Annotated in this window: 25 protein-coding genes; all 25 read right to left on the bottom strand. The window is 39.3% G+C overall.

The annotated features are described in order from the left end of the window. Positions 1-34: 34 nt before the first annotated feature. The 25 genes from KHA95_RS22430 to KHA95_RS22310 all read right to left on the bottom strand — a co-directional run bounded on the left by KHA95_RS22430 (position 35) and on the right by KHA95_RS22310 (position 23,602). Complete coding sequence (locus KHA95_RS22430; RefSeq protein WP_213139798.1) at positions 35-457, bottom strand: S1 domain-containing RNA-binding protein; 423 nt, start codon at positions 455-457, stop codon at positions 35-37. Positions 458-529: 72 nt separating this feature from the next. Beyond that, a complete protein-coding gene (locus KHA95_RS22425) occupies positions 530-934 on the bottom strand; it encodes an FtsB family cell division protein (protein WP_213139797.1) in 405 nt (134 codons plus the stop codon). Positions 935-952: 18 nt separating this feature from the next. Beyond that, positions 953-1,588 (bottom strand): spore cortex biosynthesis protein YabQ, encoded by a 636-nt coding sequence (yabQ, locus tag KHA95_RS22420; RefSeq protein ID WP_213139796.1) that lies wholly within the window; start codon positions 1,586-1,588, stop codon positions 953-955. Continuing rightward, positions 1,585-1,890, bottom strand: coding sequence for a sporulation protein YabP (gene yabP / locus KHA95_RS22415; RefSeq protein ID WP_213139795.1), 306 nt, complete (start codon positions 1,888-1,890; stop codon positions 1,585-1,587). Before yabP ends, yabQ begins: the two co-directional genes overlap by 4 nt. Positions 1,891-2,005: 115 nt before the next feature. Beyond that, complete coding sequence (locus KHA95_RS22410) at positions 2,006-2,275, bottom strand: RNA-binding S4 domain-containing protein (RefSeq protein WP_213139818.1); 270 nt, start codon at positions 2,273-2,275, stop codon at positions 2,006-2,008. After that, complete coding sequence (gene yabN / locus KHA95_RS22405; protein WP_213139794.1) at positions 2,262-3,761, bottom strand: bifunctional methyltransferase/pyrophosphohydrolase YabN; 1,500 nt, start codon at positions 3,759-3,761, stop codon at positions 2,262-2,264. The genes KHA95_RS22410 and yabN overlap by 14 nt, the downstream gene beginning before the upstream one ends. Further along, positions 3,754-5,349, bottom strand: a complete 1,596-nt coding sequence (locus KHA95_RS22400; protein ID WP_213139793.1) for a putative polysaccharide biosynthesis protein — start codon at positions 5,347-5,349, stop codon at positions 3,754-3,756. The genes yabN and KHA95_RS22400 overlap by 8 nt, the downstream gene beginning before the upstream one ends. Positions 5,350-6,080: 731 nt before the next feature. Next, entirely contained in the window at positions 6,081-6,617 is a 537-nt protein-coding gene (spoVT, locus tag KHA95_RS22395; protein WP_213139792.1) for a stage V sporulation protein T, read from the bottom strand. Between the two features lie 197 nt (positions 6,618-6,814). Beyond that, positions 6,815-10,327 carry a transcription-repair coupling factor gene (mfd, locus tag KHA95_RS22390; RefSeq protein WP_213139791.1) on the bottom strand — a complete coding sequence of 1,171 codons (3,513 nt, stop codon included), beginning with the start codon at positions 10,325-10,327 and terminating at the stop codon, positions 6,815-6,817. 274 nt (positions 10,328-10,601) lie between these two features. Then, positions 10,602-10,829, bottom strand: coding sequence for an anti-sigma-F factor Fin (gene fin, locus KHA95_RS22385; protein ID WP_213139790.1), 228 nt, complete (start codon positions 10,827-10,829; stop codon positions 10,602-10,604). Positions 10,830-10,893: 64 nt separating this feature from the next. Continuing rightward, positions 10,894-11,457, bottom strand: a complete 564-nt coding sequence (gene pth, locus KHA95_RS22380) for an aminoacyl-tRNA hydrolase (RefSeq protein ID WP_213139789.1) — start codon at positions 11,455-11,457, stop codon at positions 10,894-10,896. A gap of 164 nt (positions 11,458-11,621) precedes the next feature. Then, the gene (locus KHA95_RS22375) at positions 11,622-12,221 is read right to left on the bottom strand and encodes a 50S ribosomal protein L25/general stress protein Ctc (protein ID WP_213139788.1); all 600 of its coding nucleotides are present in this window, start codon (positions 12,219-12,221) and stop codon (positions 11,622-11,624) included. Positions 12,222-12,326: 105 nt separating this feature from the next. Further along, entirely contained in the window at positions 12,327-13,286 is a 960-nt protein-coding gene (locus KHA95_RS22370; protein WP_213139787.1) for a ribose-phosphate diphosphokinase, read from the bottom strand. Positions 13,287-13,299: 13 nt separating this feature from the next. Beyond that, positions 13,300-14,673, bottom strand: coding sequence for a bifunctional UDP-N-acetylglucosamine diphosphorylase/glucosamine-1-phosphate N-acetyltransferase GlmU (glmU, locus tag KHA95_RS22365; protein WP_213139786.1), 1,374 nt, complete (start codon positions 14,671-14,673; stop codon positions 13,300-13,302). Between the two features lie 176 nt (positions 14,674-14,849). Next, positions 14,850-15,143 carry a septation regulator SpoVG gene (gene spoVG / locus KHA95_RS22360; protein ID WP_213139785.1) on the bottom strand — a complete coding sequence of 98 codons (294 nt, stop codon included), beginning with the start codon at positions 15,141-15,143 and terminating at the stop codon, positions 14,850-14,852. A 340-nt stretch (positions 15,144-15,483) separates the two neighbouring features. Beyond that, entirely contained in the window at positions 15,484-15,858 is a 375-nt protein-coding gene (locus KHA95_RS22355; RefSeq protein ID WP_213139784.1) for a RidA family protein, read from the bottom strand. A gap of 26 nt (positions 15,859-15,884) precedes the next feature. After that, complete coding sequence (purR, locus tag KHA95_RS22350; RefSeq protein ID WP_213139783.1) at positions 15,885-16,721, bottom strand: pur operon repressor; 837 nt, start codon at positions 16,719-16,721, stop codon at positions 15,885-15,887. An 87-nt stretch (positions 16,722-16,808) separates the two neighbouring features. Further along, a complete protein-coding gene (gene ispE / locus KHA95_RS22345) occupies positions 16,809-17,672 on the bottom strand; it encodes a 4-(cytidine 5'-diphospho)-2-C-methyl-D-erythritol kinase (RefSeq protein WP_213139782.1) in 864 nt (287 codons plus the stop codon). A 187-nt stretch (positions 17,673-17,859) separates the two neighbouring features. Further along, positions 17,860-18,048, bottom strand: coding sequence for a small, acid-soluble spore protein, alpha/beta type (locus tag KHA95_RS22340; RefSeq protein WP_213139781.1), 189 nt, complete (start codon positions 18,046-18,048; stop codon positions 17,860-17,862). A gap of 197 nt (positions 18,049-18,245) precedes the next feature. Further along, on the bottom strand, positions 18,246-18,515 hold the full coding sequence (gene veg, locus KHA95_RS22335; RefSeq protein WP_213139780.1) for a biofilm formation stimulator Veg: 270 nt from the start codon (positions 18,513-18,515) through the stop codon (positions 18,246-18,248). A 225-nt stretch (positions 18,516-18,740) separates the two neighbouring features. Further along, positions 18,741-19,616 (bottom strand): sporulation peptidase YabG, encoded by an 876-nt coding sequence (gene yabG, locus KHA95_RS22330; RefSeq protein WP_213139779.1) that lies wholly within the window; start codon positions 19,614-19,616, stop codon positions 18,741-18,743. Positions 19,617-19,764: 148 nt separating this feature from the next. Next, on the bottom strand, positions 19,765-20,661 hold the full coding sequence (rsmA, locus tag KHA95_RS22325; RefSeq protein ID WP_213139817.1) for a 16S rRNA (adenine(1518)-N(6)/adenine(1519)-N(6))-dimethyltransferase RsmA: 897 nt from the start codon (positions 20,659-20,661) through the stop codon (positions 19,765-19,767). Next, positions 20,658-21,218, bottom strand: a complete 561-nt coding sequence (gene rnmV, locus KHA95_RS22320) for a ribonuclease M5 (RefSeq protein WP_213139778.1) — start codon at positions 21,216-21,218, stop codon at positions 20,658-20,660. The genes rsmA and rnmV overlap by 4 nt, the downstream gene beginning before the upstream one ends. 156 nt (positions 21,219-21,374) lie before the next feature. Further along, positions 21,375-22,610: a ubiquitin-like domain-containing protein gene (locus KHA95_RS22315; protein WP_349305516.1), complete on the bottom strand. Its 1,236-nt coding sequence runs from the start codon at positions 22,608-22,610 to the stop codon at positions 21,375-21,377. Between the two features lie 224 nt (positions 22,611-22,834). Then, positions 22,835-23,602: a TatD family hydrolase gene (locus KHA95_RS22310; protein WP_213139777.1), complete on the bottom strand. Its 768-nt coding sequence runs from the start codon at positions 23,600-23,602 to the stop codon at positions 22,835-22,837. Positions 23,603-23,645: the final 43 nt, after the last annotated feature.

Raw genomic sequence — 23,645 nt, 5'->3', positions numbered from 1 at the left:
TTTGCCTAATGTATAAAAAAAAACAGACAGCAAGTTAACCTCGCCTTGCGCCACGCCCACCACGCTTGGATTCTGTGTTGCGCTTTAATGAAGAAAGACGATCTTCACTATCCTTTAAAAACTTATTCATTTTTTGTTCAAAGCTTTCTTTTGGACGGAAATCGTTATTTCTATTTTGACGCGGTCGCTGGCTCGATTGAGATTGGGATTGAGCTGGCGGCTGATCCTTTGCTTTGCGGATCGATAAACCGATTTTTCCATCACTTTCAACATTTAACACCTTAACGAGAACTTCTTCACCAACTTTTAAATGCTCGTTAATATCCTTTACATAATTGTCGGCTACTTCACTAATGTGAACAAGTCCTGTTGAACCGCCGGGTAATTCCACAAACGCACCAAAATGAGTAATGCCTGTTATTTTTCCTTGTACCTTGCTGCCTACTTCGATCGACATAAAAAAATTTATCCTCCTTAAAGTTTAAAAACTACACTTATACTATATTATATAGGATTTAGAAAAAAGGTGTCAATAAGGCACCTTTTCTTCCTCCTCTTCTTCCTTTGGATCTGGAATATTAAAAATAACTTCACCTTTTTCGGAGAGGAAATACTCGCTTCTTGCCAATTTAGCAATATAGTCATCGTCATTCAATTTGACAATTTCATTTTCCAACGTAAGTTGCTTTTTCTCCAGTTTGGCAAGCGTCTCTTCCAACAGTTGCTTTTCTTCCTTCTTAGCTTCAAGAACTTTATTGCTTGAAATAAAGGCGGACAAAATTAAATAAGATAAAGTAAGCACTAGGATGAGAAATGCGGATAAGCGACGAATTAGAAGCTTTTTCCTTTTAGCCGCTCTCCTCATCGAAACTTCCTGCTGCTTCATATAATTTGTCTCTAGTGAAGCAATCGGTCTTCTCTTTTCCACACCCATCCTAACGCCTCCTTCTATTTATTTACGGAATAGCTTGTTCATCATTCCAATCCCTTTACGTATCACACGCTTTACGATCGTGTAATAGCGAGTTAACCAATGATAAATAAATTCAATATAACGCTTCGCTCGTTTAGGAACGAGTTTCCATATTCCTTTGCCTATTAGGAATATAGGGTAAAAGATAATCTTTACCAACCATAATAACACTTTCCCTATTACTTTTACAACCCCTAAAAGAAGCCGGTATATGAATAGGACTATACTAATAAGAAGAATAATAAGCCCTTTTATCGGTTTGTAGATGATGAGTAAAAACAATCGATAGATAAACCTAGCCGATGCTTGAACAAAGGAAATCATCCATTCAAGCAAGCGAAGATACGTGCTTTTTATTAGAGCGTTATATGCCGCAAAGCCACATAATAAAGCGACAGCTAAATAAAAGCGGAGTTCCCCATAATTAACAAGAAAAAGAACATAGAAAACGATCAACCCTTGGACAAGCCAAAATAAAATATCGTTGATAAAGACAATGATCTTTTTCCGCTCTCCTCGCTTTAAAAATCGTTGATACGTGTCTAGTGTGGCACCAAAAAAGCTTCCCATGGCAATCATGGCAAGCATCGTATAAAATTGAACGGATAGACTCATCGAAATAACTTGCCAAAAAAGCCTTTGGCCTTCTCCCCGTCATGATTATCGAGATAGACGAGATCATACACTCTACCTTTGATTGAAACAACTCCCTTATCAACGTCTAAGTTTTTCATTTGTAAATTTTGTCCGCGAATCGCTAAAAAACCCATCGTTGTTTCAAGCAAGAACTCTTCATTATCAAAGCTTTCTACTTGTTTAACGCCCGTTATATCAATCACCCTCCGCCCTCGCATTACAATATCATGCTCGGGTGCCGGGCCTTTTCCTCCGGAAGTTTGCTCATAAAATTGGCTCATTCCTATCCCTCATTTCCGAACTCATTTTAATATATTCCTATGAATAATGAGGGATAAATAGAACAAGCCCTGATTAGAAAAATAGAAATGGAAAAGGGGATGATCATCTTACATTTTAATGATTCCCTTCATCAAGCCGTTCTTCTTTCACAATCGTATAAAGGCTAGCTGCATCTTCTTTTCGCGTTGATTCTTGTAATTCATTTACTTTGACCGTCACAAGCTTTTGACCGAATTGAATCGTTAGCTCATCACCAATCTTTACGTTCGAACTTGCCTTTGCGACCTGGCCATTTACCGTGATTCGGCCTTTATCCGCAACCTCTTTTGCCAGTGTCCGCCTTTTAATTAGCCGAGATACTTTTAAATATTTATCTAATCTCATTGTCGCCATCTGACACACTCCTAACTTCCCTTGTTTTCGCCTCATTCCAAAACTGATCCAATTGCACTAAATCAAATTCCTCGAAAGGCTTTCCGCTCTCTAGGACTTTCATCTCTACATATGAAAATCGTTTTGAAAATTTATCATTTGCTGTTTGCAATGCCTCTTCGGGATGAATACCTGCCAAGCGCGATACATTAATCACAGCAAAAAGAAGATCACCTAACTCGTTCAACTGCTCCTGTTGATTGTCATTCGCTAACTCCAATTCAAATTCCTGCAATTCTTCACGAACTTTTTCAATAGCAGGACCCGGTTGGTCCCAATCAAACCCGACCTTTCCCGCTTCCTTTTGATATTCGTACGCCTTTAATAAGGCTGGCAATCCTTTTCCAACAGTCGCAAGCAACGTTACCTTTTCTTTATTTGCTCCTTTTTCAGCAGCCTTAATCTTTTCCCAATTTTCCTTTACTTCCGCTGGTGAATCAGCCTTGGCATTTCCAAAAACATGAGGATGACGTCGAATCATTTTTTCACTAATCGACTCAATTACATCCTCGATTGAAAACATTCCATCATCTTCACCAATTTGAGCATGGAGCAGAACTTGAAGCAAGACATCACCGAGTTCCTCTGTCATATCATCAATATCATCGTGATCAATCGCCTCAAGCAATTCATACGATTCCTCAATTAAATATTTTTTCAATGACTGATGTGTCTGTTTTTTATCCCAGGGACAGCCTTTCGGTCCTCTTAGTTCAGCTATGATTTCTCGCAATGTAGAAAATTCTTTGTATGCATATTCCCGAGATGGAATCGGAGGAACATACAAGCTAGTTAAGTTTGATAGCTCGACTTGACGATCCAATTCAAAAAGCGGGATTTCTTTTACTTCTTCCCACTCACTTCCAGCCGCTGTTACAATCGTCACCGGATAATCATCAGGGTATTTATCCATTAATGTTAATTTCACATCAGATGCGATAAAAGCATCAAACACTTGTGAAATAATAATATGCTGGTGAATCATAATGTCTTCCTTGCGGAGCATTGTACCGTCCAATAGCTGAAATCCGTCAACTGGATCAACTTTTACTGCTGTAAACAAACTATCCAAGAAGCTTTGGCCGCCGCCAATTTTCACGTCAATTCCACGAGCGGCACCCCTTTCCATTAATAATTGGACCGTTCTTTCCGCGACTAGCGGGTGGCCTGGAACTGCATAGATGAGATCAGATTCCGCCGCTCTCTCCAAAAGCGTTTCAGCTATTTCTTCATAAACTGCCGCAAATTGATCATGCTTTTCGTATATTTCATCAAACGAAGAAAAAGCAATCTGTTCATCAATAAGCTCTTCTACTACTGGATGTTCCTTCGTTCTCAAAAATAGTGGCCGCCCTGTATTTTTTAATTGCTTATAAACGCCGAGTGGCATTTGATCAAGCTGCCCGGCACCAAGACCAATAATTAATAATTCATTCATCCGTATCACCTTTTTCTTTTTGATTGCGCACGAACCGATTTGCGAATGGCAACAGACCCAACTCTTCATCATTCAATAACTTCATCCGCCAAATAAAGTAAATATATACGCATCCACCGAGCGCGACTCCAAATATGGCAACGAATGTACTTACCATTCTACTGTTTTCAAACGTTGAAAACAGTAATTGCCATAATTGAAGACAAGTGCTCATCACGATGACTCCCACGACGACTCGAGGCATAATAAAAGTGAAGGTTGACATTAGCTTCACTTTTTTATGTACACTTCTTACTAATAAAATAGCGATGACCGCAAGTCCGAGAACCGTGGATATCGCTGCACCGATAAGGCCAATTGCCGGAATGAGTAACCAATTGCCAAGTAACTTTAAGGCGAGTCCGAAAAAAATATACTTAAGTGGAGTAAATACTTGATCAAGTCCTTGCAAAATTGCTGCACAAACGAGAATAAAGGAATTAAAAAAGATACTGATCGATAAAACTGCTAAAACAAAAGAACCTGCCGTATCCTCAAATAACATCATATTTGTCGGTTTTACAATATTAACAAGCCCTACGGTTGCTCCCGTTCCAATGATGGCACTTATTTTGATCGCGCTAACCGCGTTTTTCTTCCACATCTCCTCTTTTCCTTGTTTCCATGCAAGCGTCACAAGCGGTACGAGTACAAGTGAAAAGGATGCGGCCGCAACCGTCCCTAACTGAATGAGCGGCTGCCCTCTATCGAATACACCCTTTAATGCTTTCGCTTCCTCCATTGCCATTCCTGCTTTCACTAAGAAGGAATATAAGCTAAACGAATCAACGAGTTGAAAGAGGATCAGAACGATGCTGCTCACACAAATGGCTGCGCCTTGAATAAGAAGAAGCCGTGCTGTTTGTATGAAAGTGGAAAACGATAGACCACTAATAAAAAAAACTTTCATGCCATCATGTTTATTTGCAAAATAAAACAATAAAAGAATAGCAACTCCGCTTCCAAACAACGAACCAATATAAGCCCCTTGTCCAACTTCATATAATGAGTAACCACTCGATACAGCAAAAAAGGAGAAGAGTAAAATAGCAATGACTCTAATAGCTTGCTCCGTCATTTGGCTGAACGCCGAAGGCTTCATAAAACCATTCCCTTGAAAATATCCCCGCCATATCGACAAAAATGGCAATAATAAATAAATAAAAGCAACCGTTTTGATTAATGGTCCAAGCTGAACATCTCCCATCCAGCCTGCAATCATATTGGCTCCGAAAAAGAAAAAGCAAAATAAACAGACCCCAATAGTCATTAAGGTGAGAAATGCCGCCTGCCATGTATAAACAAGTTGGCGACGATCAGCAATTTTGTCAGTCGTCATTTTAGAAATCATAATGGGAAAGCCAGAAACACTTAGCACTGCTGCAATTCCATAGATTGGATAAATTTGTTGGTAAATATAAAATCCAATATCACCAACGATATTTTGAAAGGGCACACGATAGGCCGCGCTTAATATTTTTACGACAAAGCCAGCTAACGTAAGTATAAATGCCCCCTTCATAAAAGTATGTGATGGATTGTGAGGCAACCTTCCCCTCACCTTTCTATATAAGTTGATATCGGGTGTATTATAGCACAGAAAAAGGCCCAAAGCTTTAGCTGAGAGCACTAAAAAGGTCCTTATAATGTAAAGTTGTGTTACTGTTATTTCCGCTTCAGGCGGACGCTTTCCGCGGGGCGGTCCGTGAGCTTCCTCAGGCCAGCAGTATGTTGGTCATGAAGCCGTTTCCACACGATGTAGCGACTTTAGGCTTCATTCCCTAAAAAATCTCCTGCGGGATCTCACGTGACACGCTAATCCCGCAGGAGTCGCCGGCTTACGCTACAATCAACGGAATCTGCTAAAAATCTATAACCAATGTTTTTTAATAACATTTTTAGGGGGTAAAAGGAGGTAAATAGACAAGAAGACGACTTAAAATTCACTTTTTGAATTTCGAGTCGTCTTTTGTGCACGTTAGATCGGTATGCTAAAAGGCAAAACAACATATTTTTTTAACATTGTTAAATAAAAAGTTTTGTTTATACTTCTAGCTAAATTTCACTGTGTTGATTGAAGTGAAAGGTGCGAAACTTCTCGAAAATACTTCGCATTTCCTTCGTGCGGTGCAGGTTCAGGTAAGCTTATTCATTGTCCTGCGGGATGAACGGATAACGTGAGACCCCGCAGGCGCGTTCAGCGCCGAGGAGGCTCCCGATCCGCCCGCGAAAAGCGAGTACCTGCAACGAAAATCAACACTCGTAGCAGAGAATCATTTGTTAAGATTCCATTTGTCTCGCAAGGAAGCTAGCGGCTGTTTCTGCTGATTTCTGTTCAATTTCACCAATCGTACGATCTTTTGAAAAGATAACAACCGCACCAATCGCATCACCGCTTGCAATAATTGGTGCAACAGTGTAAGACGAGACCTCTTCTTCATTACTATCTAATAAAGAGACTTTTCCCGCCTTTCCTTCCAAATATGAAGTGCGCTCCATCATTGATTTTTCAATAATTTCACCATTATGTTTATTTAAATAGTCCTTTTTGGAGCCTCCAGCAACTGCAATTACTTCATCTCGATCGCAAATTAAAACAGAGCTTCCTAAACTTTCGAACAGCGCCTCAGCATATTCCTTTGAGAAGTCCCCCAGTTCATTAATCGGTGAATACTTTTTGAGAATGACTTCCCCATCTCGATCGACAAATATTTCTAGTGGGTCTCCCTCTCGAATTCGAAGGGTTCTACGAATTTCTTTCGGGATTACAACTCTTCCTAAATCATCAATACGACGGACAATACCTGTTGCCTTCATCTTATGTTGCCTCTCTTTCATCAGATGATTTTCTCGGAAGTCTTCATGTAGAAAAATTACTTACAATCGCTTCCGAATTGATCAGTTTATTCCATCAGTGATTGAATTTAGTATCTTTCAGTTATTGAGTTCTATACATCATCAAGTAAATTTTTAGATGACATAGGTAATTTTACCTGAAAAAAAGAGGTCCTCACTTATTTTTTTGCCTTTTCGAGATCTTTAATAATCTCTGTCGCGATCGCTAGCCATTCATCCGTGCGTAATCGATTCGTTTGAATACTAATCTTTAACTTATTGCCATCCATTCCAAGTCCAATCCCTCTACCATGTTTGGAACAAACATCAAACACTTTCTTCCCATCAATTTCACTTGTCCCCTCTTCAGATAAAAACATAGCAATGATTGATTTGGATTGTTTGACCGATTCCAATTTCACTTTTCGAGCATCAAGCTTCATCTCTGCAACAGTGAATAAATAGCCTACTTGTGGTGGATAATCCCCAAAGCGATCAACCATTTCTTCACGTAATTCCTCAAGTTCTTCCATTGAATCAATATTTCTGAAACGCTTATACATCTCAATTTTTTGATGTCCATCACGAATGTAAGTATCCGGAATATAGGCATCGAGCTCAAGGTCAACATCAAGAGAAAGTACCTGCTTCACGTCCATGCTACCTTTTCGTTCATCAATCGCTTCTTTTAACATTTGTGAATATAAATCAAACCCGACGGAATCAATAAATCCGTGTTGCTGTGCTCCTAATAAGTTCCCAGCTCCCCTAATTGAAAGGTCACGCATCGCAATTTTAAATCCAGAACCAAGCTCGGTAAATTCTTTAATGGCTTGAAGACGTTTTTCGGCAACCTCTGTCAACACTTTATCGCGTCGATGCGTAAAATATGCATAGGCAATCCGATTGGACCGTCCGACTCGTCCTCTTAGCTGATAAAGCTGTGAAAGCCCCATCCGATCAGCATCATGAACGATAAGTGTATTGACATTCGGTATATCAACACCAGTTTCAATGATCGTCGTCGTTACCAATACATCAAATTCACCATCAAGGAAGCTTAAAATAATCGATTCTAGTTCCGATTCAGTCATTTGCCCATGTGCATAGGCAACTCTCGCATCTGGAACTAGCATTGAAATTTCCTCTGTTTTGCGCTCAATATCTTCTACACGATTATAAAGAAAATATACTTGTCCATCTCTTGCCAATTCTCGCTCAATCGCTTCCTTTACAAGCAAACCATTATACTCCATGACAAATGTTTGCACAGGAAAGCGATTTTCGGGCGGCGTTTCAATGACCGATAAGTCCCGTACTCCGAGCATAGACATATGCAAAGTTCGCGGAATCGGTGTCGCCGTTAATGTGAGAACATCAATATTCGTTTTTAATTTCTTTATTCTCTCTTTATGTGTAACCCCAAACCGCTGCTCTTCATCGACAATCAGCAAACCTAGGTCAGCAAAGTGAATATCCTTTGAAAGTAAGCGATGTGTACCAATGACAATATCGACCGTGCCGTTTTTTAAACCTTTCATCGTTTCCGTCTGTTGCTTTTTCGTACGGAAGCGGCTTAATAAGCCGATATTAATCGGATGATCTTGAAAACGCTCTTTGATTGTTTCGTAATGCTGCTGCGCCAATATGGTTGTCGGAACAAGAATGGCTACTTGCTTACCATCAACAATCGATTTAAATGCAGCACGAATGGCCACTTCTGTTTTTCCGTAGCCGACATCTCCACATAAAAGACGATCCATTGGCCGCTCTCTTTCCATATCACGTTTTATTTCTACAACTGAGCGTAATTGATCTTCTGTTTCTTGATATGGGAAGGATGCCTCAAACTCGCGTTGCATCTCACTGTCTGGGGAGAACGCATATCCTTTCGCCGCTTCCCTTTCGGCATATAACTTAATCAAATCATCCGCAATATCCTTTACAGACGATTCTACTTTTTTCTTTACTCGTTTCCAATCGCTGCCACCAAGCTTATATATTTTCGGATCTTTCCCTTCAGATCCTACATATTTTTGCACAAGATCGATTTGTTCAATCGGTACATATAATTTATCGTCTGCTTGGTATTTTATATGGAGGTAATCTTTATGGACTCCATTTATCAACAATGTTTCAATCCCTAAATATTTACCAATCCCATGATTCACGTGAACGACATGATCTCCTACTTGGAGCTCCGAATAGCTTTTGATTCTTTCCGCATTTGAAAGCTTTTGACGGCGCTTTGATTTTCGTGTCGTTTTATTAAAAATTTCCTGCTCCGTGATAACCGCTACTTTTGCCATTGGCAATTCGAATCCCGTTTGCAATGTTCCGATCATGATCTGAGCACCAGAAATCACTTTTGATGGATCTTTCACAATCGCCGCTTCAATTTCATAATCAAGTAAAACTGCATTCATTTTCTTTGCCCGTTGTTCATCTGGCGCAGAGAAGACAATTGAAAACTTATTTTTCTTCCAGCGATCTACTTCTGCTTTTAGTACATGCATTTGACCATGAAAGTTTTGCATTGGCTTGCACGGGATATTAGCAATGTTTTGCGGATTCGTGTTTGGAATATGTCTCATAAATAATGATAAATATACTCGTGGTGATTGATTCGCGCTTAAAAGCTGTACAAGCGAGTGTGATACGGATAAATCATGAATGATTGTTCCTTGTTCCAACAACGCCGTAAACCATTCCGCTTCCTCTTTCTCCAGCCTTTCATTCATTTCTTGAATTCGACTCATCTCATCAAAAACGATAACATCATCATTAGATATATAGTCTAGTAAACTTGCAGAGTTTTCATAGGCAAGTGATAAATATTTAAAGAGGTTATCCGGCTTTTGACCATTTCGCAATTTTTCTAAATCAAAACCGATATTTTCAATCAACCGCTCTTTCGCCTGATTGTTGGAGACCCGCTTTAAAGATTTTGCTAACCCGACATCAAGTTCTGCTGCTATTTTTAATAGTTGATTTTTCTTAATTGGAGATTCTACCGCTGGCCCAATGATCACATCATCTTTTTTCTCCTTCGATCGCTGATCGTCGATTGAAAAACTACGAATTGAATCTATTTCTGTATCAAAAAGCTCCATTCGGATTGGGTCCGCTTCGGTTAAAGGGTAAATATCAATAATGCCTCCGCGTACACTAAACTCACCTGGAGCACTTACCATATCCACACGGCTATATCCCATTTCAATAAGGATTGATACATCCTCATTTAAGTCAATCTCCATTCCTACCTTCCGATACAACTGATACTGTTTCCACTCAGAAGGTGGTGGTAAAACCTTCCTTAAACCCGCCATTGGAACGACAAAAACACCGCGTTTCCCCGATGCTAAGTAATTTAATGCTTCAATTCTTTGGGCACGTAACTCCGGGCTTGCAATGCTAAGTTCAGCCGCAATCAATTCATTTGCCGGATAAAGAAATAATCTCCCTTCGTCAATAAATTGCGTTAGATCTTCATGTAGTTTTTGGGCTTGTAAAAGATTATGAGTAACAAGAACGACTGACTTTCCTGTTTTTACAGCCAGCGCGCCTATAAATGCTGCTCTTGCCGACCCTGTTAAACCAGCAATGAGTTGTTCCTTTAAATTTTCCTCAACCCCAGAAACGATGGATTGAATCTCCCCTTGCTGTAAAATTAACTGTTGTAAACCTTGCATATCTATCTCCTCTTCCCTTTCATGCAAATGAACAAAAGCGTAAGCGCCTGTTTAGCGACGTACAAACTGAAGGTTCTCCTGACGAAATAAAGGAAACACAGTAAACCGCTATTTAGCGAACTGATGTTGACTTATCGTAGGAAGATCGAAGTTTGCTAAGCGCTAGGCGCTGAAGCTGGACAAAAATTGAACAAGAATAAATTTATCCACAAGCTGAAAATTTTTATACTTTCTTAAAACGGGAAAAACGCTTTGGACTTCTTTCCAAAGCTTTTTAATGAATTAAGTAATCATATTGATGTAAATCGGGATTTTTTGTATAAGCATCATGGCAATCCTCGCAAATTGCTTGTATATAGGTATCTCCATTCGAGTCGTAAGAAATCATTTCTTCTCTTTCTTGGGCCGTTAAAGCTTGTATACCTAGTTGTTCCTCTTTTAATGATGCTTGTTCAAGCGTACCCATCTTAGCCATGCAATGACGGCAATAATAATGAATCATGAAGACCCTCCTCGCAATCCAATCAGTCTTTATTAGTATGATCGCTTTTGCAAGGAGTTATTCATCATTTAACGTTAAAACGATTCATAACGTCAAGAAACGGTTTATCAACCCATTCTTTGCAGGCATCTGCACATGTTTGTATGACTTCTTGCATTGTTTTCCATTCTTCATGACGAAATTTACTTAATACATAATCAGAAACTTTCATACCAACCGGTGGACGGTCGATGCCAATTCGAATGCGATTGAACTGCGGTGTACCTAAATGGGCAATTGTAGATTTCATTCCATTATGGCCGCCGGCACTTCCTTTTTGACGAAGTCTAATTTTCCCAACAGGTAAATCAAGGTCATCATAAATAACTAATAGATCTTCTATATCTATATCGTAATAATCCATCATCGGACGAATGCTTTCCCCAGATAAGTTCATATACGTAAGCGGCTTTAATAAGAGTAGCTTTTCCCCATTTAAATGAATGATTGAATAAACACTATTAAATTTTGTTTGAGTAAGCGGCATTCCAAATTGACGAGCCAATTCGTCAATTACTTCAAATCCAATATTATGTCTTGTTTTATCGTAATTTGATCCAGGATTTCCCAATCCGGCAATTAGTTTCATCTTTATAAACACTCCAGTTTCTTATTCCTTGATAGCCGGTTTCTTTTATTATACCCAAAAATACGTTCCAAACAAAGGAAAAAAGCGCTTGCTTATGATCAATTCATGTCTATTTATTAAAACAACAGAGCGCAGCCACTGTTTAGGCTGCGCTCATATATCAATTATTCTTCAGTTGTTTCTTGTTCCTCTTCTGCTGCTTCAGCGTCTGCATTTTCTCTTGGTGGTGCAATTGAAGCAATCGGTTCGTCATCTTCATGATTGAATACAATCGAGTAATTCCCTTTTACTTCACCAATCGTAATTGAATCCCCAATTTCCAAATTAGAAGTTTCCACTTGAATAACTTCAGGAATTTCATCTGGTTTAGCTGTAATGGAAATTTCATGAAGAATATGTTGCATCAATCCTCCATTTTTAACTCCAGCAGCTTCTCCCAATAATTCCACTCGAACATTTGCCTCGATTTCCTGTGTTAGGTCTACAACGAGGAAGTCGGTATGAAGAATTTCTTTCCGCAAAGGATCCTCCTGGTATTCATGAAGAATCACATTTAGCTTTTTTCCTTCCAGTTCCAGAGAAATAACACCATTTCTCCCAACTTCACGCATTACTTTACCGAAATCCTTACCATTTACTGAAATAGGTGTGTCTTCTACCTTGTAACCGTAAACCACCCCAGGGATATGGCCCTGCGCCCTTAGTTCACTTAGTTGCGAGTGACGATCATTCGAACGAGTTGTAGCTTCTAACAATGTACTCATGAGTATTATCCACTCTCCTATTTATGTATTGTTTTATAGTCCCTATAAATACCCTACCATAATAAGAGATAAACACCTAATGATATGAGGTTCCCAAGATTTGATTTAATCAAACAACTTACTTACAGACTGATTCTCGTGTACACGGATAATCGCTTCTCCAAGTAATGGTGCGACAGAAAGTTCCTTTATTTTACCAATTTTCTTCTCTTCTGGAAGAACGATTGAGTTTGTAACAACAAGCTCTTTAATATTAGAATTTTCAATCCGTTCGATAGCTGGACCTGATAAAACAGGGTGAGTACAGCATGCATATACTTCTTTTGCACCACTTTCCGTAAGTGCATTTGCAGCTAGTGTAATGGTCCCCGCTGTATCAATGATATCGTCAATTAAAATCGCTGTTTTTCCTTCTACATGTCCAATAATATTCATCACTTCTGCTACATTTGGACGTGGACGACGTTTATCAATAATCGCTAAAGGTGCCTTTAAGCGATCAGCAAGCCTTCTTGCGCGCGTAACACCACCATGATCAGGTGAAACAATTACAATTTCATCGCGGCTGAAATTCTTCGCTTTAAAATAATCACCCAAAATTGGGACACCCATAAGGTGATCATTAGGAATGTCAAAAAACCCTTGTATTTGTGGAGCGTGGAGGTCGAGGTTAATCATTCTAGTTGCTCCAGCTGTTTCAATCAAATTAGCAACAAGCTTCGCTGTAATTGGTTCACGCGCTCTTGCTTTACGATCTTGGCGAGCATATCCATAATATGGGACAACAAGATTGATTGTTTTTGCCGATGCACGTTTTAATGCATCGATCATAATAAGAAGCTCCATTAAATGATGGTTGACTGGATCACTCGTCGATTGGACAACGTAGACATCACAACCACGGATGCTTTCTTCTATATTAATTTGAATTTCTCCATCACTAAACTGATTTACAGAACATTTACCTAGTTCCAACCCGACTACTTTCGCAATTTCTTGCGCCAAAGCACGATTTGAACTCAATGAAAATATTTTTAAATTTGGGTCAAGATATTGATTTGACATGTTGAACCTCCAATTAATTATTCAAACTTAGTTTCTTGACATAGTTTTCTTTATTTACTTGCTTTGCGCGTGCGATCGAAAGGGATTCTCCTGGAACATCCTTTGTAATCGTTGACCCTGCCGCAATAAAGGCATTTTTACCTATGGTTACTGGGGCCACAAGATTAGCATTGCAACCAACAAAAGCATGATCTTCGATGACTGTTTTGTATTTGTTTTTGCCATCGTAGTTAACCGTAATCGAGCCACAGCCAAGATTTACATTTGCACCGATTTCAGCATCACCAATATAGCTAAGATGGGAAGCCTTGCTTCCTTTTCCAACTACTGATTTTTTCACTTCTACGAAATTCCCAATTTTCACTTCATCGTGAATAACGGCTTCAGGACGAATATGTGCAAACGGACCGATTTCAACCTTCAAACCAATCGAACTATCATGAACAACTGATTGTCGGACATTCGTATAATCCCCCACTGTTGAATCACTTATTTCGCTATTCGGTCCAATAAGACAATTTTCTCCGATAATCGTTTTCCCTTGCAACATTGTTCCTGGAAGGATGGTTGTATCGCTCCCAATCACGACATCCGCCCCAATATACGTATTGTTAGGATCTTTGATTGTAACCCCATTACGCATATGTTCTTCATTAATTCTCTTTGTCATAATACGTTCCGCTTCAGCTAAAGCGATGCGGTCATTGATTCCTAACGTTTCTTCAAATCTCGGAGCTTGGTATGCGGACACAATGTCATTTCGCTGCTTTAATATTTCAATGACATCAGGAAGATAAAACTCACCTTGTGCATTGTCATTTGAGACTTGTTCAAGCGCATCAAATAAAGCTACATTATCAAAGCAGTATGTGCCTGTATTTATTTCTTTCACACTTCGTTCTGCTTCATTCGCATCTTTATGTTCAACAATTTTTTCAACCATTCCCTCTTGATTGCGGATAATGCGTCCATATCCATCCGGGTCATTCGTATACGCCGTTAAAATGGTTGCTTTTGCGCCTTGTTCGTTATGCAATGCAAGTAGAGCTTCCATCGTTTCTGCCTTAATAAGTGGTGTGTCACCGCAAATAACAAGAGTCGTTCCTTTTTGTCCGTTCAATAATTCCTTCGCTTGTTTAACTGCATGTGCAGTCCCTAGCTGTTCCTCTTGGAGAACGAAGTCACTTCTTCCTTCCATATGACTTTTCACAAGCTCTGCTCCGTGCCCAACAACTGTGACAGTTTGATCAAAACGAAGCTTTGAAATATTATCTATAACATGCTCGACCATTGGCTTTCCGCAAACCGGGTGGAGCACTTTATATAACTTTGACTTCATTCTTGTCCCTTGTCCTGCAGCCAGTATTACAGCGAATCTTTTTGACATAAACGGTCCTCCAATATCCTATTTTCCTTTATGAATATATCGTAAATGTCCATTCTTTTCAAGAAATCGACAATTTCTTTGAAAATTAGACATAACCTTATTGAATTGCTTATTTAAAGGTATTGCTTATCACACAAAAAAGAGCCTTACAATAGGCTCTTGGTACAGTTTTATATTCAGGAAGCCCCGGCCCCTTCCAGCTCCGGCTCTCCAATTTCCCCTAAACGATGGTATTCTGCCAATACTACGTCCTGAATCTTACCGCGTGTATTGGAGTTAATCGGATGGGCGATATCTCGGAACTCTCCATCTGGAGTCCGCTTACTCGGCATTGCAACAAATAAACCATTGTTTCCATCAATCACCCGAATATCGTGAACAACAAATTCATTATCCAAGGTTATCGATGCAATCGCTCTCATTCTTCCCTCTGTATTGACTCGGCGTAGTCTCACGTCTGTTACTTCCATTGTGTTCACCACCTTTTTGATTGAATCATAGACTATGTATTCAACATAGATTACTTTTCTCCTTCTTTTATTTGTAAATATTTCAAAAATACACAATAAAAGAGGATGGTGGTTGATTATCAATGAAACTTTGTATGTTAACTTAAAAAAAGGGATCTATGAAACCATTTTAAGTTTATCGTTTTTCCGCTAAAATGTTATATACTTTTTGAAAAAATGTTAAAGAGGTAAAACGAAGGTGTTGATCTCCGTTCTGGCTGAAGCCCAAAACCAACGGTATTCTATGTAGATCTTTATATTAAGAGGACTTTTTTAGAGCCCTCCTTCTTAACAGCTACTTTTAACGTACAAGTGCGATTACTTCTATTTCTAATAAAGCATCTTTTGGAAGACGTGCTACTTCTACACATGAACGCGCAGGTTTATGTGTCGTAAAATATTGGCCGTATACATCGTTAATCGTAGCAAAGTCATCCATATTTTTAATAAACACAGTCGCTTTCACAACTGTATCAAATGATGCGCCTGCCTCATGTAAAACAGCTTGAAGATTATGGAAAACTTGATGCGCCTGTTCTGTTACATCACCTGTAACCATCTCACCTTCAGGTGTTAATGGTATTTGTCCTGAGCTAAAAAACAAATTATTCACAATGACTCCTTGTGAGTATGGTCCAATTGCTGCTGGAGCTTGATTTGTAGAAACGGTTCTCATCTTTTCTCCTCCATCTTTCCTCATTTTTATAATAGAAATTCAAGATTGCTCGAAAAATAATTGCCCTTCACAACGCTAATTTTCTTTTCTTTCACATTTACGTCTGTCAATTTGACGAGTGATATATAATCATCAATTAAGCGTTCCTCTTGATATTCTGATTCAACCAGTACAGCAATCCCAGCAACTGTCGCATTGAATTCAGCAAGAAGGTCAATCATGCCATTAATTGTTCCGCCAGCCTTCATAAAGTCGTCGACGACAAGAACCTTTGCCCCTTCTTTCAAGCTACGTTTAGAAAGGGACATCGTTTGTAATCGTTTAGATGAGCCCGAAACATAATTAATACTTACCGTGGAACCTTCTGTTACAATGCTATCCCGCCTTACGATCACAAAAGGAACATTTAAATGTTTAGCAACCGCTTGGGCAATCGGAATCCCCTTCGTAGCAACAGTCATAATTACATCGATATCACGCTCTGATACAGCAGAGGCTAAATATTTCCCAACTTCATTTAATATTTGGGAATCACCAAGCAAATCGGTTGTATATAAATAACCGCCTGGCAATAGCCGATCTGGGTCTTCCATCAAATGACAAAGACGAGTAATAAATTGCTCTGCTTGATCTTGCTTTACTTTCGGAATAAATTTAACGCCTCCAGCAGCTCCAGGGAAGGTTTGTAGCGTTCCAATTCCTTGGTGTTCAAATGTATCTTTAAGAATGACCAAATCCTCACTAATCGATGATTTGGCTGATTTATATCTTTCTGAGAAAAAAGTTAATGAAACAAGTTTTCTCGGATGATTCAATATATAATGAGTCATATCAATAAGACGCTCACTACGGCGAAATTTCATCCTTCAACCTCCTGTACAATCCCAAATGCGAATATTATTAGTGTAATAATACACGATTGTACGGATATTAGCAAGCTTCGTCCATCATTATCTTCCCTCATCACCGAGCATCCGTACAGCATATACCTGTTCACAAAAGCCTCTTAGAGCATTATAAATCCTTTGCAGCCTCGAGTCATACTGCACTAATCCAAATACAGTCGGGCCGCTGCCACTCATCATGACCGCGTCTGCACCAAATCTCTCCATCTGTTCTTTAATATGAAGGACCTGGGGATGCATTTTCAATGTGACATCTTCTAGCACATTGCCCATATTCCGACAAACATTCTCATATTGCTGATTCTCTATCGCTTTTACCATCGCCATCGTATCTGGGTGCTTGATCCTTTTTAAGTCAAGGTTTCTATACACATCAGCAGTCGATACTCCAATGGATGGTTTAGCTAAAATAACCCAACAATTGGGTGGTGCAGGAAGAGGTGTAATTTGTTCTCCTCGCCCTTTAGCTAGTGCTGTTCCCCCATGAACACAAAAAGCTACATCAGATCCAATTTCCGCTCCAAGCGCAGCTAATTCTTCTTGTGGCAATCTTAAACCCCATAATACGTTTAATCCCCTTAATGTCGCAGCTGCATCACTACTGCCTCCAGCAAGTCCAGCAGCGACTGGGATCATTTTATCGATTGAGATTGTTACGCCTTCATTTATTCCGTATCTTTCCTTTAAAAGTTTAGCGGCTTGATAAGCAAGATTGCGTTGGTCGTCAGGAACAAAGCGACTTTGAGAAATAATTTCAATTCGATCTTCCTTCGTTTCCTCCAATTCAATCCGATCTGCCAAATCAATTGTTGTCATTACCATCTCAACTTCATGATACCCATCTTCACGCTTCCTGAGTACATCAAGAGATAAGTTGATTTTCGCCGGGGCCTTCATTAAAAGTTTCATTTTTATCACCTGCTCGTCTTCCGACTCTTTTATTTTTTTCATTTTACCACGAAAAGAGTTAACTCCAAAACTCTTGGTAAAAGAGACGTCGGTATAGACCTAATTTTTCAGGTAATGACGAAAAAAACCGAAGCCTTTGCTTCGGTTTTTGCGGATCGTCTATTCGGTTTTCAGGCTATTTAAGAAGTTATTTGTCATTGTCGTTATTATCGGCAAGCTGACGTTCAGCAATTTCGATTGCTCGTTTTACCATATTCCCTGCATCTCTTGCCTTGATTCCGCCCCAACCTTCTTCTTGGACGACATCATAAAAGCCAAGCTCTTTTGCCAATTCAACCTTCAATCGATCTGACATTACACCTCTTCTTCGACCCAAAGTAAATCCCCCTTTGTTATCCGCTTTTATATTATTGACAAGAAGTTAATAATTATCATAGGACTCTTTATAAGTGGGATATTCTAGCACAGTTTACACTGCCCAAAGACACTTCTATAATACCGATAGGTCTTCACTGCCTAAATGTAATCATTTCCTTAAGAAATAAAAAAAGAACAGCAGTAAACACTGAATGTTTACTGCTGCCCTAATGCTAATGATCCAGCCGTATCTTCATAGAAAGTAAGTTCAACCGTTTCGGTTAGTACATCTGCATAGCTATAGGAAACACGCTCAAAAGCATTTTCCTCTTGATCTAATTCGATGACAAAAACTGAAGGATAAGTTTCTGCCAAAACCCCAGAACGTTCAATTGTTTTCCTGCGGCCACCATTGGCTTTTAACATTAATCTCTTACCCAAATTTGAATCAAGGGACTTTTTAATGCTTGCTAATGTTTTTGGCAATTCGCTCCACCTCACTGTAAATAATTATAGCACAGGTTGAATATCAAGTCAAATAAATATTTAATTTTACCAATATACCCGTTCTGTTGTCAATCATTTTTTTACAACAAAATCACCCAATTTCCAACATTAGTATGTGCCAATTTTTTATCTTTATGTATAAATGAAGGAAATTCACTCGAAGAAAAGGCACTGAGCAATCGCTCAATGCTTTCAACTACTTTGTTATTCATCAATCTCTGCTGGTTTAAATGGCATCCCCATACGTAAAACACCTTTCGTATCGATTCCTCCAAGTCCACGTTCTCCCGTTAATGTGTTCCTTAATACATCCCATACATTGATCCTTTCCATAAATGGAGTAAAGCTAATTTTCGATACAATATAAACAGGATCAAGTGCGTGAATATTCACACGATGCGGAGAGCTTGCGAAATTTGCTCCAGCATAGATAAGCGATTCAAAATGGGATTGACATGCTCCAGCGAAAATAACGAGTTGATCAAGTTGAGGGACTTTTTTACGCGCTTCTTTTACCGTTTCAACAAAATATTTAGAATGACGGTATGCGTGTAAATCCATCTTTTTCCCCTTCGCTTTTGAATATGCATCATGTCCAGTAATAACGAGAATATCGGGGCGATAATGTTCAATCAATGAGCCAACATGTAGATACATTTCTTTTTCATTACAATGAATCCCATATACCGTGACACCAAGCGTTTTATATAAATCAAGGCATTTCTCTAAGTATGAAGGATCCCCATCTAGATGAAGCACTCGACCCGGGATTTGAAAATAATTTGGCTCTCGCTTATAGCTGGATGTTGCTTTATATTCTTGAGTAAGGCGAAGAAGATCTACGTCCTGACGGAAAAGTTTTAGAGATTGCTCCTCTAACGAGCGAACTTCGGACATTTTTTTTGTTCGTTCTTCCTCCGATATGACAATTAAGTCTTCAATTGGCGCATCTGCAACAAGCCGAAAATCCTCACCAAATAATGTAGCTATTTGTTGACCATTCACTTGGTTCATTGCAATTACCCGAAATAAAAGATCGCATTGATAAGATTTTCGTCCAACAAGTGTATTGATTTCCATTAAGGCCATCAACTCCAATGAACAGCAGAATTATTACATCCTCTGTCATAGGCTATGCCATAGCAGGAACGAATGTGTCTTTTGGGAAGTTGGAATTAGGAAGGGAAGATAAAAAAATCGGCAATAAAGCCGATTTCAAGAGGATAATTTATTCATCAGTTGTTTGTTCAGAAAAGGATGCTTCTAGACAATCACTTAAAAGCCCAAACTCTTGGATTGAGAGTGTTTCTCCACGTCTGTTAGGGGCAATATCCGCTGCTTCTAGCGCCCTCATAATTTCCTCCTTTTTTTCCTTTCCTTTATTTAAACCATTTGTTAAATTATTTAAAATCGTTTTTCGCCGTTGAGCAAACGATGTTTTTACAACTTGAAAGAAAAATGCTTCGTTTTTCACAGCAACCGCTGGAGCCTCTCGTTTCGTTAAACGGATAACTGCTGATTCTACATTCGGCTGAGGCATAAAAACCGTTTTAGGGACGATCATGACCGTTTCAGCTATTGTGTAATATTGAATCGCAATCGATAGTGACCCATACTCCTTAGTACCTGGCTTCGCAGCAATTCGATCAGCAACCTCCTTCTGAAGCATAACAACCAGTCCACGAATCGGAAGATGTGCTTCCAATAATTTTAAAATGATTGGCGTTGTTACGTAATAAGGTAAATTCGCCACTACCATCACATCTTGAACATCATGAAAATCAGTTGCGATGATCTGTTTTATATCAGCCTTTAATACGTCTTGATGAATGATTTTAACATTATCATAGGCGGAAAGTGTGTCATCTAAAATTGGAAATAAGCGTTGATCAATTTCAAATGCGACTACTTTCTTGCTCGTCCGAGCCAGATGTTCTGTTAAAGCACCAATTCCCGGTCCAATCTCAATTGCTCCAGTTTCTTTCGTCAATTCTGCAAAGCTCGTAATATTCCGTAAAATATTTGGGTCAATTAAAAAGTTTTGTCCTAAGCTTTTTTTAAATGAAAATCCATATTTACTTAAAATTTCCTTCGTTCTTATTGGTGTAGCAATATCCTTCTTCATTTCCTTTGCTCCTCCTGTAACACGCACTGTAAGGCCTCCACAAAGCTTGCTTGACTAATTTGAAACATCATTAAGCGTTTATGAAGCTGCTTGCCATTTGTATAGCCAATTTTCAACAGCTCACCTAATCGTTCCCTTCTAGATTTTGCTAGAGGACCACCAATTAAACCAGCAGCCATGAGGTCGTCCTTCGTAATCTGCTCTTCTACATCTTCTTCTATTTGCTGGGCATCTCGTAAGGCCTCAATAATTGCTTGGGGTGGTGCATGCTCCACTCCGATTCCACGTCCATGCTTAGGCAGTGCATACTTTTTCTCAATAAAAGCATGTTTACATTCTGGGACATGTTCCGCAATAAGCTTGCGAATTTTTTCCCCTGGATAATCAGGATCGGTAAACACGATTACCCCTCTGACTGCTTGTGCCAGCCTAATCTTTTCAATTGTCTCTTTTGAAACTGCTGAGCCATTTGTTTCAATCGTATCAGCATTGATGGCTCTTTGAATGGCTCTCGTATCATCTTTTCCTTCTACAACAATAATTTCTTTAATTTTCATCTTTTCCTCCGAAAACATTGAAACCTTTTTAATTAAATGAACGTCTATCTATATGAATACATTCCTGCACGTTATATTTCATTTTTTTATTATAACCCGCTTTTACGAAAAAAGAAAAAGCAGGGGATGAATCCTCCTGCTTAGACAGTCTATTATTTAGTTTAATATACGGATCTTTACCTTTTTCGTACCGAAACGATAAGCTTGCTCTTTTGTTGGAACAAACACATCAATTCGATTTCCTTTAATTGCACCACCGGTGTCGCCAGCAATCGCATTTCCATAGCCTTCTACCCACACTTTGGAACCAAGCGGAATGACATTTGGGTCAACGGCGATCACTTTTGCATTCGGATTCGACCGCAGATTGATACCTGTTGCCGTAACTCCTGAACAACCGTTACAATAGGCGGTAAAAGCTGTTGCATCAACATACAATTCTTTCCCGCTACTTGGGGCAGCTTCACTTGCCGTGCTCGCTGCAGACGCTTGACCGCGAGATACTTGTGCAACCAATTCTTTCGTACCGACTGCAACAATTTTATCTGCGCTATCTTTCAATTTGCTTTCAGCAATAAGTGTGCGGCTAACTTCCACACCATTTTCTTTCGTTACTTCAAACTCTTTCTTCAGAAGGCCCTTTTCGCCTTCCTGTACGACCTTTTCTGTACCTTTTGCTAAGCTTTCATCTTTTTTAGTCACAACTGCGAAATCAATTGGTTCTTCCACCACATCGGTGACTTTTTCAACGCGGATGACGTTTACGACGCCGTTTGGCTCCACGTTCTCATCTAGCATTGGCTCCACTCGATCCAAATTGCCAAGAGTAACTCCTTGTTGCACTAAAAAGTCAGCGACGGTAGCCGAAGTTGTCCAGGCTTCCTCTTCTTCTCCATTGCCATCTTTTAAAACAAGTGGAAAGGCTCGCTCGATCGTAAGATTCATATTGTCTATGAGTTTATCTTCGAGTGAAAAATTGATTTTGTCATGTTCGCTGACTGTAATATTTTCACTAGCAAAAAATTCCTCGACTGTTTTTGCTGTCGTCCAGACGAATTGCTTTTCCTCATTTCCATCTACTAAAGCAATTTGTCTAGCCGGTTCCCAGATTACATGCAGTTTATTTTTCACTTCTGTTTCTCTAGGGTGGGATAAAAAATCGACATCTTTAATCTCTATGTTAAGTTCCTTTAAAACATCGTCAATCGTCTTTGCATGTGTTTTCACGACTACTTGCTCGCCATCGATCACAAGCGCAACGGTTTTCTTTGTCCCTTCGTAAGCTAAAATACTCAAAGTTGCTACAAACACTAGGAAACTAGCAATAATAAGCCCTAGTTTCTTTCGACTTACCGCTGATAACAGCGGTTTATCTGATGGTTCTGTGTTCACAAAACACGCCTCCTTCTTCTCCGAGAGATTATAAAGACATTGTTTGTCATTTGTCAACCCCTTACCATTTTGGAATGTACGCCCTATTATGCACATCGTTTTCCAATTTGCAAAGGAAGATTTAACGACAAAATCAATCAACGGAGAAGCAAAGTTTGTAGAAAAAATGACATTTACGCTGCTGAAGGCAGGACTTTTCAAAGGATCGATGGACTCAAATTTTGTCAATCAATGCCGAAGAGTTTTTTTGCATTTGCCGTTGTTGCAGCTGCCACTTCCTCAAAAGAAATTTCTTTTAATTCCGCGATTTGTTCTGCAACTAATTTGACGTAAGCTGGCTCATTTCTTTTCCCGCGATATGGATGTGGGGCTAAATAAGGACAATCGGTTTCAATGAGCAATCGGTCTAACGGAATTTGGACGGCGACTTCTTTTGGTACTCTTGCATTTTTGAATGTAACTGGGCCACCTAAGGAAATATAAAAGTTTAGATCTAAGCATTGCTTGGCGATCTCAGGGCTGCCAGTAAAACAATGCATAATGCCTCCTACTTCCTCCGCATGCTCTTCTTTTAGAATGTCTACTACGTCTTGAGTTGCATCACGATTATGTATGATGATGGGTAATTGAACCTTTTTAGCTAACCTAATTTGCTTCCGAAACACTTCTTTTTGAATGTCCTTCGGTGATTTATCCCAATGATAATCAAGTCCCATCTCACCTAAGGCTACGACCTTAGGATGTGCGGAAACTTCTTCTAACCAACGTAAATCTTCGTCGGTCATATCAAGTGCATCAACAGGATGCCAACCGACACTAGCGTATAAAAAATCGTAAGTTTCAATTAGTTCTAATGCACGATCAATTGTTTTCCGGTCAAAACCAACAACAACCATATTGGCTACTCCGGATGCCTTTGCTCTTGCCATTACTTCTTCAAGATCTTCAGCAAATTGATCATCGTTTACATGTACATGAGTATCAAAAAGCATCTTTTTGTCTCCTTCATTGAGTATAATCCATAATTTCGTAACA

The sequence above is a fragment of the Bacillus sp. FJAT-50079 genome, from assembly GCF_018343515.1.
Classification (GTDB): domain Bacteria; phylum Bacillota; class Bacilli; order Bacillales; family Bacillaceae_C; genus Lederbergia.
The sequence above is the reverse complement of the archived record's forward strand: the minus strand, read 5'-3'. Positions and strand labels throughout refer to the sequence as shown.

Excerpts from the sequence above, each read along its gene's own strand:
- KHA95_RS22430 (WP_213139798.1), bottom strand. The coding sequence starts at position 457 with ATGTCGATCGAAGTAGGCAGCAAGGTACAAGGAAAAATAACAGGCATT.
- KHA95_RS22425 (WP_213139797.1), bottom strand. The coding sequence starts at position 934 with ATGGGTGTGGAAAAGAGAAGACCGATTGCTTCACTAGAGACAAATTAT.
- yabQ (WP_213139796.1), bottom strand. The coding sequence starts at position 1,588 with ATGAGTCTATCCGTTCAATTTTATACGATGCTTGCCATGATTGCCATG.
- yabP (WP_213139795.1), bottom strand. The coding sequence starts at position 1,890 with ATGAGCCAATTTTATGAGCAAACTTCCGGAGGAAAAGGCCCGGCACCC.
- KHA95_RS22410 (WP_213139818.1), bottom strand. The coding sequence starts at position 2,275 with ATGAGATTAGATAAATATTTAAAAGTATCTCGGCTAATTAAAAGGCGG.
- yabN (WP_213139794.1), bottom strand. The coding sequence starts at position 3,761 with ATGAATGAATTATTAATTATTGGTCTTGGTGCCGGGCAGCTTGATCAA.
- spoVT (WP_213139792.1), bottom strand. The coding sequence starts at position 6,617 with ATGAAGGCAACAGGTATTGTCCGTCGTATTGATGATTTAGGAAGAGTT.
- mfd (WP_213139791.1), bottom strand. The coding sequence starts at position 10,327 with ATGCAAGGTTTACAACAGTTAATTTTACAGCAAGGGGAGATTCAATCC.
- fin (WP_213139790.1), bottom strand. The coding sequence starts at position 10,829 with ATGATTCATTATTATTGCCGTCATTGCATGGCTAAGATGGGTACGCTT.
- pth (WP_213139789.1), bottom strand. The coding sequence starts at position 11,457 with ATGAAACTAATTGCCGGATTGGGAAATCCTGGATCAAATTACGATAAA.
- KHA95_RS22375 (WP_213139788.1), bottom strand. The coding sequence starts at position 12,221 with ATGAGTACATTGTTAGAAGCTACAACTCGTTCGAATGATCGTCACTCG.
- KHA95_RS22370 (WP_213139787.1), bottom strand. The coding sequence starts at position 13,286 with ATGTCAAATCAATATCTTGACCCAAATTTAAAAATATTTTCATTGAGT.
- glmU (WP_213139786.1), bottom strand. The coding sequence starts at position 14,673 with ATGTCAAAAAGATTCGCTGTAATACTGGCTGCAGGACAAGGGACAAGA.
- spoVG (WP_213139785.1), bottom strand. The coding sequence starts at position 15,143 with ATGGAAGTAACAGACGTGAGACTACGCCGAGTCAATACAGAGGGAAGA.
- KHA95_RS22355 (WP_213139784.1), bottom strand. The coding sequence starts at position 15,858 with ATGAGAACCGTTTCTACAAATCAAGCTCCAGCAGCAATTGGACCATAC.
- purR (WP_213139783.1), bottom strand. The coding sequence starts at position 16,721 with ATGAAATTTCGCCGTAGTGAGCGTCTTATTGATATGACTCATTATATA.
- ispE (WP_213139782.1), bottom strand. The coding sequence starts at position 17,672 with ATGAAACTTTTAATGAAGGCCCCGGCGAAAATCAACTTATCTCTTGAT.
- yabG (WP_213139779.1), bottom strand. The coding sequence starts at position 19,616 with ATGGAAATCAATACACTTGTTGGACGAAAATCTTATCAATGCGATCTT.
- rsmA (WP_213139817.1), bottom strand. The coding sequence starts at position 20,661 with ATGAAGAAGGATATTGCTACACCAATAAGAACGAAGGAAATTTTAAGT.
- rnmV (WP_213139778.1), bottom strand. The coding sequence starts at position 21,218 with ATGAAAATTAAAGAAATTATTGTTGTAGAAGGAAAAGATGATACGAGA.
- KHA95_RS22310 (WP_213139777.1), bottom strand. The coding sequence starts at position 23,602 with ATGCTTTTTGATACTCATGTACATGTAAACGATGATCAATTTGCTGAA.